This window comes from Sphingobacterium tenebrionis, assembly GCF_037126265.1.
GTDB lineage: Bacteria > Bacteroidota > Bacteroidia > Sphingobacteriales > Sphingobacteriaceae > Sphingobacterium > Sphingobacterium tenebrionis.
This window is the reverse complement of sequence record NZ_JAYLLN010000005.1, coordinates 139,805-154,412: the sequence shown is the minus strand read 5'-3', so window position 1 is coordinate 154,412 and position 14,608 is coordinate 139,805. Positions and strand designations below refer to the sequence as shown.

The 14,608-nt window shown below is 38.7% G+C and carries 13 protein-coding genes and 1 tRNA gene; 4 read left to right on the top strand and 10 right to left on the bottom strand.

Translation table 11 applies throughout. The features are described from left to right. Nucleotides 1-260 precede the first annotated feature (260 nt). Nucleotides 261-830, top strand: coding sequence for a hypothetical protein (locus VJ786_RS04135; protein ID WP_099366471.1), 570 nt, complete (start codon nt 261-263; stop codon nt 828-830). Nucleotides 831-969: 139 nt separating this feature from the next. Here the strand turns inward: VJ786_RS04135 and VJ786_RS04130 are convergent, their stop codons facing one another. From VJ786_RS04130 to VJ786_RS04090, 9 genes are all read right to left on the bottom strand, one after another. After that, entirely contained in the window at nt 970-2,301 is a 1,332-nt protein-coding gene (locus VJ786_RS04130; RefSeq protein WP_336557343.1) for a DUF4302 domain-containing protein, read from the bottom strand. Between the two features lie 2 nt (nt 2,302-2,303). Beyond that, complete coding sequence (locus VJ786_RS04125) at nt 2,304-3,665, bottom strand: substrate import-associated zinc metallohydrolase lipoprotein (RefSeq protein WP_336557342.1); 1,362 nt, start codon at nt 3,663-3,665, stop codon at nt 2,304-2,306. A 7-nt stretch (nt 3,666-3,672) separates the two neighbouring features. Then, complete coding sequence (locus VJ786_RS04120) at nt 3,673-5,136, bottom strand: RagB/SusD family nutrient uptake outer membrane protein (protein WP_336557341.1); 1,464 nt, start codon at nt 5,134-5,136, stop codon at nt 3,673-3,675. Between the two features lie 11 nt (nt 5,137-5,147). Continuing rightward, nucleotides 5,148-8,492: a SusC/RagA family TonB-linked outer membrane protein gene (locus VJ786_RS04115; RefSeq protein WP_167554328.1), complete on the bottom strand. Its 3,345-nt coding sequence runs from the start codon at nt 8,490-8,492 to the stop codon at nt 5,148-5,150. A gap of 903 nt (nt 8,493-9,395) precedes the next feature. Beyond that, nucleotides 9,396-10,007 (bottom strand): response regulator, encoded by a 612-nt coding sequence (locus VJ786_RS04110; protein WP_336557340.1) that lies wholly within the window; start codon nt 10,005-10,007, stop codon nt 9,396-9,398. Beyond that, nucleotides 10,000-10,281 carry a sensor histidine kinase gene (locus VJ786_RS04105; RefSeq protein WP_336557339.1) on the bottom strand — a complete coding sequence of 94 codons (282 nt, stop codon included), beginning with the start codon at nt 10,279-10,281 and terminating at the stop codon, nt 10,000-10,002. Before VJ786_RS04105 ends, VJ786_RS04110 begins: the two co-directional genes overlap by 8 nt. Nucleotides 10,282-10,302: 21 nt before the next feature. Continuing rightward, nucleotides 10,303-11,301: a tetratricopeptide repeat-containing sensor histidine kinase gene (locus tag VJ786_RS04100; protein ID WP_336557338.1), complete on the bottom strand. Its 999-nt coding sequence runs from the start codon at nt 11,299-11,301 to the stop codon at nt 10,303-10,305. Nucleotides 11,302-11,348: 47 nt separating this feature from the next. Next, a complete protein-coding gene (locus VJ786_RS04095; protein ID WP_336557337.1) occupies nt 11,349-11,789 on the bottom strand; it encodes a tetratricopeptide repeat protein in 441 nt (146 codons plus the stop codon). 1 nt (nt 11,790) lies between these two features. After that, on the bottom strand, nt 11,791-11,961 hold the full coding sequence (locus VJ786_RS04090) for a hypothetical protein (RefSeq protein ID WP_336557336.1): 171 nt from the start codon (nt 11,959-11,961) through the stop codon (nt 11,791-11,793). Nucleotides 11,962-12,208: 247 nt separating this feature from the next. On the opposite strand from VJ786_RS04090, the gene VJ786_RS04085 reads away from it, so the two are divergent. The 3 genes from VJ786_RS04085 to VJ786_RS04075 are packed head-to-tail and all read left to right on the top strand — an operon-like array spanning nt 12,209 to nt 14,336. After that, nucleotides 12,209-12,964: a carboxypeptidase-like regulatory domain-containing protein gene (locus tag VJ786_RS04085; RefSeq protein ID WP_099366462.1), complete on the top strand. Its 756-nt coding sequence runs from the start codon at nt 12,209-12,211 to the stop codon at nt 12,962-12,964. Between the two features lie 26 nt (nt 12,965-12,990). Further along, nucleotides 12,991-13,794 carry a hypothetical protein gene (locus VJ786_RS04080; protein WP_336557335.1) on the top strand — a complete coding sequence of 268 codons (804 nt, stop codon included), beginning with the start codon at nt 12,991-12,993 and terminating at the stop codon, nt 13,792-13,794. Nucleotides 13,795-13,796: 2 nt separating this feature from the next. Continuing rightward, on the top strand, nt 13,797-14,336 hold the full coding sequence (locus VJ786_RS04075) for a hypothetical protein (protein WP_336557334.1): 540 nt from the start codon (nt 13,797-13,799) through the stop codon (nt 14,334-14,336). Between the two features lie 89 nt (nt 14,337-14,425). Here the strand turns inward: VJ786_RS04075 and VJ786_RS04070 are convergent. Continuing rightward, nucleotides 14,426-14,497, bottom strand: a tRNA-Glu gene (locus VJ786_RS04070). Nucleotides 14,498-14,608 lie beyond the last annotated feature (111 nt).

Sequence of the window (14,608 nt, the reverse complement as noted above, 5' to 3'; positions counted from 1 at the left end):
AACACGTGAATAAGTAAAAAATTATAAAAGTCTGGTTACTTTCAATTGGTTATTTCAAATCTATTTATGAAAATGTCTAATTTAAATAGATGAATTAATTAATCTATTTTGGCTAATCCTGAAAAACTGTTCACGTTATTTAGAAAAATCTTAACAAAAAATATTAATCTAACTCGCTAATAAAGAGTATTATGATAAATTGATTTAAATCTATATTAGAATATTTTTCCTATATTTGTTTTAGAATCAATTAACTATTTATGAAAAAAGTCTTTATTACTTTACTGGCTTCAGCATCAATTGCTTTTTCTTCCTGCCAGAAGGAACAAGATATTGTCACGATGGATGGGGAATGGTACATCAGGGCAATACTAGAGGAGTCTACTAAGCGTGATGAATTGGTATCAAGGTATTATAAAATGTATAAAAGGTCCGATGTTTATAATAAATATTATAAAACCATAACCTTTTCAGGCAATTCTTTTGTAATTACTACCTATGATAGAGATAAGGATTCAAATAAGAATACGATATCGACCATAACATATCCATTTACAATCGATGGAGATAATATGACCGTTACTCTTCCTGACAGAAGGACAACCACTTATAATTATAAGTTTTATGGATTGGGTTCACGAAGTTTACAATTAGGTTTTATCAATACGTTTGTCAATAACAATAATGAAACCATAGTCACCACCAATAAAACGGTGTTGTTGAGGGAATTTCCTAAGGACGATAGCGAAGAGGAAACAGAAGAAATGCCTGCTCCTGGAGAAGTTGGTGGAGGTGAAGATACGGATGCTCCACCACCCATTGGTTGGTAAGATAGTTTTCTTCAAGCATAAAAAAGTCTAATGAATTCAATTAGACTTTTTTTATGCTTATTCATTTGTACAGTTTAGAAAAATAAAAAGGGGGATTTATATCAAATCCCCCTTAATCTATTAGATTCTATATTAATTATTATAGTTTCGATAGTTTACCATAGAATATGGCTGCTGGGTCAGAGACTTTAATCAAACCTCCTAAAGTACCGGCGTTAGGATCCGATCCTGAGATATAGGTTAGTTTGAATTCACCACCACTGAAGTAATTTCGAACAGCTGTTGATACCCAGCCATTGTTCCAGTTACCATTTGTAGCAATTGGAGCTGTTAGTTTTAATACACCATCTGTCAAGGTGTAATTATATTCCGCGCTTGCTAGGTATACGGTACTACCGCTTTGGAAACGGACATCCAATACAGCAACTTTCGATGTCGATAACCTAAAGTTCACAGAGTGGGTCAACATACCATTTGCTGCATGGAAATTAACTAGGGCTGTCCAGATTGAGTTAAAACTTGAAGAAACACCTTCGGGCTGCTTAGTTCCAGCAATCGTTATTGCATTGAATGCCCCATCAAAAGAAAACATCACCTCAATAGGAAGAATTGGGTTAGCGCTATTTTTGATCTCGTATTTATTTCCCGCAATATCATGGATAAATATGCTATTCCCTTCCACTTCGCCTTTAGTAAAAACCAGATCCCTATGATTTCCGCCTGCTAAAATATCAAAACCTTTTAGATTGAAAGCAAACTTAAACGTATTCAAAACGGTTTTATTATCCGGTAGAACAGATCCGATATCAAGGGTTTTTGTGCCAGAAAATATGGACAGAGCTAACTTTGTGGCAACACCTCCGATATTAACCTCGATATATGGGTTTTTGAAGGATTGGAAGATGATTTTGGTCTTATCAATACCAGTCTTATATGCTCCCGTATTATATGCCTCTTTTTCAGCCGCTGTAGCTTTGGCTAACACCAATTGTTGGCTGTATCTTTTTCCAACAAAAATGATAGAATCTGCATTTGAACGTAAGAACCTATATTCCAGGTCACTCCTAAGTCCTTCTCGGATTGTTCCGTTGTAAACAGATGGATTGGGATCATTCAACATGGAAATATAATTGTAAGTGTCAAAAATCAATGTAGCTCCATTATCCTGTTTAACACGATAATTAGATCCTTCAATTTTTGTTGCTGAGGCATCGGTCAGGTCGGCAACCATTTTAACCACCTGTTGATCGTCAAAGTCCATGTAAAATCCATATCCGCCCTTTAAACCTGTTCCAACCGTTGCTTTCCAGCCATTTGGCGCAGTGGTCAGGGCATTGTTTATAGAATCGATTTTAGCTTTCATGCGTACATCTGGTGATTCGCCAAAGACTAAATCCTCTTCCTGTTTTTGACAGGAGGATGCCACAACCAACAGCATCGCTCCAAATAAAATATTTTTTAAATTCATCATCATTATAGTCCTAATACGCCATACCAATAATTTGTAGTATTGTTCTTCTCATAAAAACCTGCCAAAGAATTATAATCTGCACCCTCTACATCTGCTTTCAACCAATCTGCTGTATAGGTTTTTCCAGTAAAATATGGCTGAAGGCTGTTTGCAAAACCGGCAGAAAATAAAGCGGCATTAGCATAATTCCCAGTTGTACCTGCTTGTTCAACCTTCGTAAAGGTCAGGTCACCAGAAGTAGTATTATAGGCATATGTAAATGAATAGTCAGCCAAATATTGTGTTCCACCTGCTGCTGCTGTAAAAGCACATCTGATTGTAGCCTTATTATCTGCTTCAAAACGAACTTGAACATAGTCCAAATTATATTTTGCTGTAGAACTATAAGCTAGGACCGCCGCTTTCATTTTATCATAGGCCGCTTGAAACTCAGCGGGCTTACCATATTTAGAATAAATAGCATTCCCAGGATTGATGGTCACCGTTTTATAGGTACTTGCTAAGTATTGAGGGAATTTAAGATCATTTGGATATACAGTGCTCTTCAAGTAATTCTGAATTTCTTTTTGAAGCTCTCTAAAATTTACTTTCAAGTTTGAAGTATAATAGTTCGCCACATTGGCTTCCTTTTGCTTCAATTTGCTTTTACCTGCATCTGAAGAACTGTTTGCATAACGATCGTACCAAGCTTGACCTTTTACCAATAAATGTGCAGCAGTTTCTGCATAATCCTCGGTGTAAGATCCACTTGCATACGAAGTCACGAAGCCATATTTTCTTGCCGTATCAGCCGGAGTTGTTGACCAAGTCGCTTTATAGTCTGCTTTAGATATCGATTCAAAATCTGTTGGAATATTTACCAATTGATTCAAAATGTGGACAAATTCGTGGTGGATAACCAATAATGCACCATAGGCACTGTAATTGTTGATGCCATATAAGTTCACCCTGCGGCCAGCTGATGCCGTCCCAGCATATACTGAGCCGTCAGATGCATAGGAATTTGATCCGAAAAGAATCCATTCCTTAGGCGACATTTTTTTGATGAAATCAACGCCACCCACTTTTCTATATGGCAATAAATAACCATTCAATACGGATTCCATGGTCGGTTTAACTGCGTCCAAACGTGGAGGAGTTACGTTGCGGTCTACATCATGGTAATAACGATTATAACGGTAAACCACATCAATGTTATACTCATCCAAAAAGGTTGTTTTCAACCAATTATCCAATTCAGTTTTTGTCTGTGGATCATCATCGTTATACTGAGAGAAATCAACATTCTTTACTTCCTCTTTAGCACAAGATCCTAACACACATACTACTGATAATGCGATTAAAATTTTATTTACTATTTTCATAATGGTATTATCTAGGATTTAATTCAATTCCTGCGATTTTAGCCTCTTCAGGAATTTGGAAAACACGTCTAGGATCATCTGGTCCCAACTCAATCTCTGTTTCTTCTTTTGTAGGACTGATCACATTGTGAATTACCGGTAATTTTCTTCTGGTAACATCGATCCAACGTAATCCTTCTTCTAAGAACTCTGCCTTTTTAGCATTAAGTACTGCCTTAACCAAAGCTTTTTTAGGATCGGTCTCCACATAGAAAGTCTGAATTTTTTCTAATGTCAAGGTATGTAAGCTCGGTGTATAGTTCCTGATTTTTGTACTATAGAACGTGTTCAGGTCCGCTACGGCTAAATCATATTTACCTAATTCAGCATTTGCTTCAGCACGGTTCATAATCGCTTCATCCAAGGTTAATAAGGGTTGCATAATGTATGGATAACCAATGCCAGGACCTGTATAGAAGAAATAATATAACCATTTGTAAGTGGTGTAGTTTGGAGCACCGTATGAAAGTACTTTATTATCCAATACACCTCCCGTTACATGTGGGTCAGTAAACATACGTGCTAATTTGGCACCATAACCATATCTCGGAGAGGAAACATATGTCCAAGTCGAATAAGCATTCGTTAATAACAAGGTCGATTTTACATCGGATCTGGTAAAGGCTGCGTTGAATTCACCTGAAGTCATGTTTTTAAATGTGGTGTTTATCGGTCTTAAATTACCCGAGAATTCACCTGAAGGTGTTGATAAACTTGCATGATCGGCCGCTTTTTGCCATTCTCCTAAGAATAAGTATAACCTAGATGCAAATGCATGTGCCGCAGCTTTGGTAAAGTGATATTTTGGAACTTGATAGTTCTGGTCTGAAACATATTTTAAGCCTTCTTCCAGATCAGAAACGATGTTCTCATAGGTGGATTTTACGGTGCCACGGGTAAAATCCCCAAAAACTTTGGTTCCTGGAGCTTTTACGTAAGGAATACCTGGGGAATCATTTGTTCCGCCAATTTCATAGGATTTCGCAAAGAAAATAGCTAACATATGATGTGCATAAGCTCTTGCAATCAAGGCTTCACCTTTGTATTGTAAAACTTCGTCACCAAATTGATTTTCCTCGATGGATTCTAAAGCTTGGTTGGCCGCAGCAATTGCTTCATAACAACCATTCCAATAGTTTGTAGGCGTGTTTGTGCCCGATCCGATCTGATCTTCCCAAACATAAGGCCTATCGCGTGTATCCACCGACGATCCTACTCCTGGTCCTTTGTCTTCTGCATTATCAGATGCTGCTTCTGCAAATGATAGATAGTCATAACCTGGATATGCCGTTGCAACCAATTGTGCTACTTTATCCACACTGTTAATGGTCGTGCGGTTATCCGGTTCAACATCCAAATATTTATTACATGAACTCGCCGTTAAAGCTAGTCCAGCTAATAATATAACATTTATTTTATTTAATACTTTCATAAAAATCCCTATTAAAATCCAACCTTTAATGATAATGTGAATTGTCTTAATGTTGGCAATGCCACACCACCAGAAGCATAGAACTCTGGATCTTGGCCTCTTAAGCGCTCATCAGCAATGATGGTCCATAAATTGTTTCCTACCAAATTCAAACTTGCATTCGCTAGTTTAGTTGAACTCAACCATCTTTGAGGAATGGAGTATCCTAAAGTAACTTGTTTTAGCTTCAGGTAACCGCCATCCACGACACGCTCTGTACTGTAGTTGTACGCATTGTATGGATATTGTGCACTAACCTGTCCTCCTGTAGAGTTCGTGATATTGGTGTTAGAAATTGGGTCTAACAACGCAGGAATACTGGTGAAGTTTTCATCACCCGGCATGATCCATCTATTCAACATATCTTTTGTCATGACAGACATATCGTTATATGAAGCATAAATAGTTGGTCTCAATCTCAATTTATTTCCAGCAGAGAATGTGAACAATCCAGTTAGGTTAAAGCCTTTATAACTAAGTTGGTTGTAGAAACCTCCTGTGAACGTAGGTTCAACCGGACCTTCATATTTTAAATAATCCAATGTTTGGCTCTGTAAACTGATGTAAGATGTTTTTAGACCATCAGTACCGATGAATGTAGGGAAGCCGTAAGTAGGATTCAATCCATCAAATTGGATAGAGAATAAACTACGCTGAGAATATCCTTCAACTGCACCGCCTGTATTGGAAACGGCTCTCCAGATATTTGGATTGATATCTAAATTGGTGATTTTGTTCGTGTTGTATCCGAAATTAAAACGTGTTCTCCATCTGAAGTTTTCGTTGCTGATAGGATTACCTGCAATAGTCAATTCGATACCTTTTGATTCCATATCCGCGTAGTTTGCGATCTTGGTAAATTGACCATCAATTCCTGATGTTTGAACAGAACCTAATAAATCGTAATTCTTTCTTTGATATAGATCCACATTTAAGTCAATCTTATTGGAAAGTAAACCCAAATCAAAACCTAAGTTGAATTCTTTCATTTTTTCCCAGGTCAATTCAGAGTTTTCCAAACTGGAGATATAAGTCAATACTTCTTGGTCTACAATTTCTCTTCTTCTCGCAATCTGATTATAGAATACAGCTGAGGAGTTAGTCGCATTACCCATTGATGCTACCAAACCGTAAGTAGCTCTAACCGAGAAAGCACTTAAATAATCGTTTGTTGGCCAAAAAGTCTCTTGATCGATATCCCATGCTCCGGAAATGTTCCATGTTGGCAACCAACGTGCTGTTCTTGATTTACCCATTTTGTTGGATCCATCATAACGACCTGTCGCATTGAAACGGTACTTTTCTTTGTAGGAATAAGCTGCTCTCATGGAATAACCAACCCAACGGTCTGCATTATATCCCATACCGAAGTAAGGTTTACCCTCTTCTCTGGCTTCTTTGAAATATTTATAGTAAGGAGATACCAATCCACCATTTTCGTATTGATAACCTACCCCGTCGAAGAACTTAGCTTGTCTGTCCGTAGTTTTCATCTCCATGGAAGCAAACACGTTCAAGCTATGGTCCTCATTGAATTCTTTATCATACTCCAAATCCTGACGGAAGTAGTAGAACTTCATATTATCGCCTGTAATATTGTAAAATCCTCCATCTGGCAAAACAGATACTGCTGGATTATTAGGAAAATCAGGATCTTTATACAACCTTCCGTTAGATCCTACGATGGTTGCATCATCCATGGCCTTGAAAGATTGCACGTAATTTGAACCTTCTTTTAAGAATAGTTCGCTTTCTGATTTAGTATAACGGAAGGCGCCATTGATCGAATACGTTAAATCTTTGATAAATTCATATTTCAAACCACCTTGGACCTTAAAGTCGATCATAGAAAGTTTAGCATAATTGTTCTCCATTTCCGTTAAAATGTTGAAAGGAGCATAATCACGCACGAAATACTCACGACGGCCATTTTCATCAAATGGGGTGATCAAACGGCTAGTACTCAACGCATAGTTATACGGGTTGATGTCATAACCTCTGTAGTATGAACCATAAACTGGATCGGATTGCACGTTCTGAGAACCCGGTGCTGATTGGTCACGGATAGAACCATTACCGATCAATTCCCCAGTCAATTTGTCGCTGAATTTATAATTGGATCTAAAGTTACCCGTGAAACGTTTAACATTATTACCGATCGTCATACCTGGGTCGTTCAAGAAGGAAACCGAACTATAGTTCTGTGATTTTTCCGTTCCGGAAGAAACACTTAAGGAGTGCTCTTGCATGATCTTACTTTGGAACAATAGATCGAACCAATCTGTATTTGCATTTGCATAGCGGGAAAGGAAGTCGATCTGGCTCTGTGCGTCATTTTTCAAGGCGAATGTTCCGGTGTTAGGATCATAATCGTACAACATATTGTACATCTTGTAGAACACTCCACCGTTAGCACCACGAGAAGCAGAAGGGATTTGGAAATAACCTTTGTTTTTCAACTCGATCATTACCGCCATCTGATCATAAGAAGACATGATGTCAAAATCGGCATAAGAAGGTTTTTGGTAGGTCGTAAAGTTACCTGTGTAACTTACCAATGGCTTACCATCTCCTTTTCTACCTTTTTTCGTATTTACTACGATTACACCGTTCATCGCTCTTGCACCATACATCGCTGTTGCAGCCGCATCTCTCAACACGTTGAAACTCTCGATGTCATCCGGGTTCAAACCTGCAACGGATGAACCTAACAAGGTGCTCATGTCTCCGGTTGACAATGCCTCATTGGAAATATTTACTACGTCTTCCAAGATGATACCATCGATAACCCATAAAGGTTTGTTATCTCCTGATAGGGAGGTTGCACCACGAACACGGATTTTCGGTGCAGCACCGAATGTTCCGGACACGTTCTGCACGGATACACCTGCTACTTGGCCCTCTAGCATACGTGAAATATCCGGTACACCGGCACGTTCTGCATCTTTTGCACTTACTTTTGTAGATGCTCCAGTAAAGAATTTACGGTCAAGTGTTTGGTAACCCGTTGCAACTACGGTTACCTCTTCGATCTGTTTTTCTGAAGATGATAAACGAACGGTAAAAGTAGAACGGTTGTTAACCGCTACTTCCTGTTCATTGTAACCTAAGAAACGGACGATCAAAGTCTCGTTACCAGCCGCTTGAATGGTAAACCTACCTTGGTCATTAGTACTAGCTGCCGTAGACTTCCCTTTTACCGTAACGGTAGCACCAGCAATCGGTTGATTGGTGCCAGCATCCACAACTGTACCTGAAATAGTGTTTTGAAGTGTTGATGCCGAGATTTTAGCACCTGCGTTCAATTTTGATGACATTGGGTCAGCAGCCAAACTAGAAAACGAGATTGTTCCCGCAACAGCTAGAACAACTAAATTTTTCCATGTTTGATTGAGCCTGTTTTGTCTCCACCAAGATAATTGAGAGTTCCTCTCAAAAATTGGAGAATAAAGATACCCCATAGATAAAATAATTTAGGACGTTAAATAATTGTGAGTTAAAGAATCTAAAAGATTAATGGTACTCAAGTAATTTATGAGGTCCAATATATAAAAAGATTTTATTGAAGTGAACTGACATTATTCAAAAAAATCTATTAAGAACAATATATGTTTATAATGGGATTATAAATGTTGGGCAACATGAAAATATATCAACAAACAACTACAAATTCTATTAAGATTTTATTAAACTTTTGTTTATTGTAACATTGCATTAGAATAAAGCTTGCTAAAACCGTTTAACTTTTGAAACGTTGTTAACCTTATAGAAAGTTTTAATCAAAATATGAGTTGGTTATTTTGATTAACATTTATTATCCATTTTCTCCAAGTGGTTTTTAGGATAAGCCTTCAAAATATGTTTGATGTTGGGTCAGAATCGTGGTTTAAGCATGTTTAAAGCAAGGCTAAAGTAATGGAATAGTATGTAAAGCATACATTTTACATACTTTTATGTTACTTTCAGTATGCTTTTACTCCGAAGCTAACATTTCAACGGAAAGTCATGTTTGAAATAGCCAAGGCATAAATAATAGGACAGTTTGGCGAAAATACAAAGGGTTTTATCTCTAAACATATTGAATTCTATGTCAAGCGATATGCGAATGGTAATCTTATTTAGTTTAAGTAAATTCCCTTCTGCTTCCGACGGAAATTCGAATTTGAAAGGGTGCTAAATACTAAGGATGGGGATAGTTAGGTTACTGATTTCCCATCTTTTCAGATCAATTTCTTTTCTAAGGCGACCCGCACGAGTACCGCCGTGTTCTTCGCGTCCAACTTCAACAGCAGATTTTTTCGGTAGCTTTTAATAGTTTCGGGACTTAAGAAAATTCGGTCAGCTATTTCGCTGTTTGTCAATCCTTCGGCAATCAGTTTCAACATTTCACGTTCGCGTTGGCTCAACCATTGTTGGGTTTCCTTTGGTTTTTTCATCAACACATCCACTTCATGGCATAGAAAAACTTGTCCTTTGGCCACTTCTTGAATGCCGGTTAATACCTCTTCAGTCATCGCATTTTTGACCAGGTATCCAGAGGCACCGTTTTCTAGCATTTGTCTGACCACGCTATATTCATTATGGGTGGTAAGGGCCATGATTTGAAGGTCAGGATATCGCTGCTTAAGTTCTTTACAGAAATCAACACCATTCAAATCTGGAAGTCCGACATCAAGCAAGAGCACATCCGGTTTCCAATGACCGATGGAATCCCTGCATGCAGCAGCATTGTGCGCTATGAAGACGACACTTGCCAGTCCAGATTCTTCAATTATGGCACTAAGTCCCTCAGTTAGGATCTTATGGTCATCTACTATAGCTACTTTAATCATGATCTACATTATTTTGCAGTTCCAGTTCAACATGAACCTCTGTTCCTTCCACAGAAGAATAAATATGCAATTTTCCTTGAAAGGCTTCCACCCGTTGTCGAATATTCCGCAAACCCATCCCTTCTGCTACTTGTTGTTGATCAAAGCCTTTTCCATCGTCATGAACGGTAAAGGATATCCGGTTGGACTCCTGTACCAATTGCACATTGATATGCGAAGCTACAGCATGTTTTAGCGCATTGTTGACGAGTTCATGGATACACCGATAAACCATGATTTCCATTTTACTGGGCAATCAAGCTTCATCGCCGAAATAATGGAAATCTGCGATCGGTATGGCAGCACAAAAATCAGATAGAGATACTTTTAGTCCATAACGTAATAAGGATTCGGGCATCATGTGATGAGCTACCCTACGAAGTTCTTGAATGGAGTCGTCCAACATCCCTAAAGCGGTCTGCAATCGAGTAACATCCATTGCCTCCAATATCGCATCGCCGTTCATCTGTGGAAGATTCATCTTTACCGCGGAGAGTATTCCCCCTAGGCCATCATGTAAATCCTTTGCCAGGCGAGATCTTTCTGCGGCTTCGCCATCTAGGGTGGCTTGTACAGCCACCAATTGCTTCTCCTGTTCGAGTCTGTGACTTTCTTCTTCGGCCAATTTACGTTTACTTACAGCCAATCGATAGCGAATATAGGCAAATGCCAAGGCCACTAAAAGACCGCCAGCTATGGCCACACCTAGCCAGATATAAAGTTGTCGTTGTTTTTCCAATGCGTTTATCTGTAATTCTTTTTTTTCTGTTTCATATTTGGCTTCCAGGTTGGAGATTGATCCTTGATATTCATCAGTCGCTAATTGCTGTATGGAGGCGGTATATTCATCCAAGTATTTTGCTGACTGTTCAAAATTGCCCAAATACATGTTGTTTCGGACTTGGTTCAACAGTGCATTGTGTTTAATCTCCAGATTAGTAGAGTCTTTTGATTTTGCCGCTAGGGCAAGCGTTTCGCTTTCTTGATACTTTTTTTGATGATACCGGACATTGGATAAATTTACATAGAGTTGGGCGAGGAGATTGGGGTAATTAACCTCTTTGGCCAAAACAAGGCCCTGCTCTGTATAATAGGCGGCCTGCTGGTAATTACCAGATTCCTGATAGCAGCGTCCCAAAATGTAGAGGGCAACTGCTTCACTATATTTATTTCCCAATTGATGATAAATATCTGCTGCACGACTGGCATATGCTATCGCTTTAGGCATATCAGTCTCCTGATAGATGTTCGTCAAGGCAATAGCTACAGAACCAAGCGCTTCCTTATCATTGCTTTTAATGGCTATGGCTTCGGACTCTTTGAGGTATTTTCGGCCTTTTCAAAATTCCTCAATTGTAAATAGACATGCGAGATGTTTCCCAGCACCATACCTCTACCTACGTCGTGACCTTCTTTTTCAAATAATTGTAAAGCCTTCAGGTATTCTTTGAGCGCTTCAGCATGCATGTCCTGCATTTTATAAATAGTTCCCTTGTTCATGTGTGCATTTGCCAATGGCGTGAGGCTGGGCAACTCATTTGCCGGATCAAAGGCGAGATCTTGGTAATAGTGGGCCGAATCATACTGGGTTAGGTAGAAATAGGACATCGCCGTATGGCTATAAAGAATGGAAAGCCACTTCTTGTGATCCTGTTTTTTCGCAAGTGCTATACCTTTTTTTCCAAATTCAATTCCTGAGGCAGCATCATGTTCCCAGGTGATGTAGAGGAGTGCATCGTACAATTCAAGCTGTTTTTTCTACTGTAATATTCTTCTTTTCCAATTCCCTTTTTAAGGAATCTACCATTCTTGCTTGTGCTGTTGCCTTCATGCTCATTCCTAGCATCAGCACCAATAACATATAGCACATGATTAATGGTCGGAGCAAATCCCTGTATAAATGCTTTAAGATCATAACGGTTCATTATCAGGTTAATACTGATACAAAGATAGGTATAAGAGCTTTGGATAAAAACCCCCTTTGGGGGGTAAGATAGAAAATCAGGATGGTCTAATTTTGAGATGAAAATAAACCTTAACAGAAAAAATTATGAGAACACATTCTCTCTTGGTAGTCAGATCCGAAAAAAAGAAATAGTTCTTCTACTAGAACGATAGTAACATTCGAAAATTAACAGAATTGAAAATAAAATAAAACGATTATGAAAATGACAATTGGAAAGGCAATTTGGACAGCTATATCCTTGGTACTATTTGCCTGTTGTGATAAAGCTGACACAGGCGAAGGTACTGCTGGACCAGAAAAAGGCTATGCCACTGGCAAGGTAACAGATTCAAAAGGTGAACCCCTTTCAGACGTTCGTATTCTTTTAGACAATACCATGTTGTATGCATCCTATATTCATGGTACGACAGATAAGTCGGGAACTTACCGCATAAAGTCTCTCCCAGGTTCTTGGCGGGCTTTTGCCTATATAGACAAGCAATATAATGGAAAAGTCTACACGATGGAGCTTTTTCCGGATGGAACCGATGCTTTCAATGAGGAGGGTGCAGTACGCAATTTTTCCTGGAAGCTGGAAGGAGATATGCCCTGGGAAGCGGAAGCTTATTATGGCGGAACCGTCATGCTAACGACCGATTATGGTTTTTACGAAGATGAGAAGGACATGGAGATTACGCTGAAACCTACAGGTCCGCTGATCGATGGATCAACAGGAAAAACGATTGTCTTAAAATTTGGCGATAAAAAATGGACCCAACGAAGTGAGCTTTGGGATATACCCATAGGAAGGTATAAGGTTACTGCCAAATTGAAAAAAGATGGAAAAACAACCGACCTTAAAATTGAAGACTGGTATAAAAGGGAAGGAGCAGTAAACGAATTTCAACTTGATTTTATACCAAAACCTGGAAACGGAGTCGATAATTCTGCTTCCATTGTTATTGGCTATTAATATTAAAAAATAAAAAAAAAGTGAACATGAAAACAATAATGAAAAGCAACATTTGGATTTTTTTTATCGCAGTGACTATGATGTCCTGCTCCAAGGGTGAAGATTGCGACCCCAATGATGAGCAAAGCCCGTGTTATTCAGGGATAGTCCAAGGCAATCAGCTATTACTTGTCGAGGAGAAAGTGAACGGGGTGACTGACATTTCCTTTTTATATAATGAAGAAAATCAAATAACTACATACCGGATCCATCCAAAGGATGGAGTTGGGGAAAGTACAGCAGTTTTCACCTATAACGATAAGGGAAATATGATATCAGCAACCCATAGCCATGCTGGAAAACATGTTTATCGGGAAGATTATGCCTATGGAACTGATGATAAACCGGTTTCCGGAACTTGGACCTATCCACATGGGGTGGTGAACCTACATTTTGAATATACGAACAATATGGTATTAGAAAAGATTTCAGCCTTGAATGGTCAAGAGTATGCCCTCAATAAATATACATTTGATAGTAAAGGTGAAAATCTCTTAAGGACTGAATTAAATACAGATGGTACATTGTTAAGCATTATGGAATTTAGCGATTTTGATGACAAGAATTATCGGATGACAGGGTTTCCCTGGAAATGGAAAACTTATTCAATCAATAATGCCAAGAGCCAAAAGTTGACGGGTGCGGGTGTTGCAGGAACCTCGATCTTCTTAGATCATATCTGGAAATATACCTACAACGATTCCGGATATCCTACTAAGGCAGAAATCTACGATAGAGCAACCAATAAGCTGGTGGAAACTAGGGAGTATATCTATAAAAAAGCAAACTAAATATGAAAAGACTAACCATTATTATTACGGTTCTATTGGCCGCGCTTAAAGTCCAAGGCCAACAATTTAAAAAAGTAACAACAGCTATAAATGCTGGTTTCGGACTTGGAACCGCCTTAGGAGGACTGGGAAAGGCACGTCCAGCTTTAAGTCTATCACTTGATTATGGCATGTGGGACATGAATGGCCCTGGGGTAATTTCTCTTGGTGCATATGTAGGTAACACAGCGTACAAATACAATAGCGGAAATTATACCTCAAAATGGAATTACTTGATCACTGGAATTCGAGGTGCTTACCATTATAATGGTTTTACTTCTGCACCAAAATTGGATGTATATGGTGGATTGATGTTGGGTTTTAATATCGTGAGCTACTCCTCAGATGGAGATGGTTTAGATGTGGCAGACAATTACAGTAGCGGAATGGGATTAAGCGGATTTTTGGGTAGCCGATATTTTTTCAGTGAGAAATTAGGCGCCTTCGCAGAATTGGGATATGGCGTATCTGTACTCAATGTAGGAATTACGTATAAATTTTAATCCGGCCTATACGTTTCGCCTTCGGTCTTAATACTAAATACTCACTACTTTATACTAAAAATGCTCAGCGAAAGCTGAGCATTTCTCTGTAGCCCGTAGGGGAATCGAACCCCTGTTTCAAGAATGAAAATCTTGCGTCCTAACCCCTAGACGAACGGGCCGATTTGTGTTTCGGTGTGCAAATATAGAATTTCCTTTATTATTCCCAAAATTTTTTATCAAAAAAATCCTAAATAATTCTTTTAAGGGTATTTTTTGCTAGATTACAACTA

What these genes read in the sequence shown, in the direction of transcription:
- VJ786_RS04135 (WP_099366471.1), top strand. Translation starts at nt 261, where the DNA reads ATGAAAAAAGTCTTTATTACTTTACTGGCTTCAGCATCAATTGCTTTT.
- VJ786_RS04130 (WP_336557343.1), bottom strand. Translation starts at nt 2,301, where the DNA reads ATGATGAATTTAAAAAATATTTTATTTGGAGCGATGCTGTTGGTTGTG.
- VJ786_RS04125 (WP_336557342.1), bottom strand. Translation starts at nt 3,665, where the DNA reads ATGAAAATAGTAAATAAAATTTTAATCGCATTATCAGTAGTATGTGTG.
- VJ786_RS04120 (WP_336557341.1), bottom strand. Translation starts at nt 5,136, where the DNA reads ATGAAAGTATTAAATAAAATAAATGTTATATTATTAGCTGGACTAGCT.
- VJ786_RS04115 (WP_167554328.1), bottom strand. Translation starts at nt 8,492, where the DNA reads ATGTCATCAAAATTGAACGCAGGTGCTAAAATCTCGGCATCAACACTT.
- VJ786_RS04110 (WP_336557340.1), bottom strand. Translation starts at nt 10,007, where the DNA reads ATGATTAAAGTAGCTATAGTAGATGACCATAAGATCCTAACTGAGGGA.
- VJ786_RS04105 (WP_336557339.1), bottom strand. Translation starts at nt 10,281, where the DNA reads ATGGTTTATCGGTGTATCCATGAACTCGTCAACAATGCGCTAAAACAT.
- VJ786_RS04090 (WP_336557336.1), bottom strand. Translation starts at nt 11,961, where the DNA reads ATGATCTTAAAGCATTTATACAGGGATTTGCTCCGACCATTAATCATG.
- VJ786_RS04085 (WP_099366462.1), top strand. Translation starts at nt 12,209, where the DNA reads ATGAAAATGACAATTGGAAAGGCAATTTGGACAGCTATATCCTTGGTA.
- VJ786_RS04080 (WP_336557335.1), top strand. Translation starts at nt 12,991, where the DNA reads ATGAAAACAATAATGAAAAGCAACATTTGGATTTTTTTTATCGCAGTG.
- VJ786_RS04075 (WP_336557334.1), top strand. Translation starts at nt 13,797, where the DNA reads ATGAAAAGACTAACCATTATTATTACGGTTCTATTGGCCGCGCTTAAA.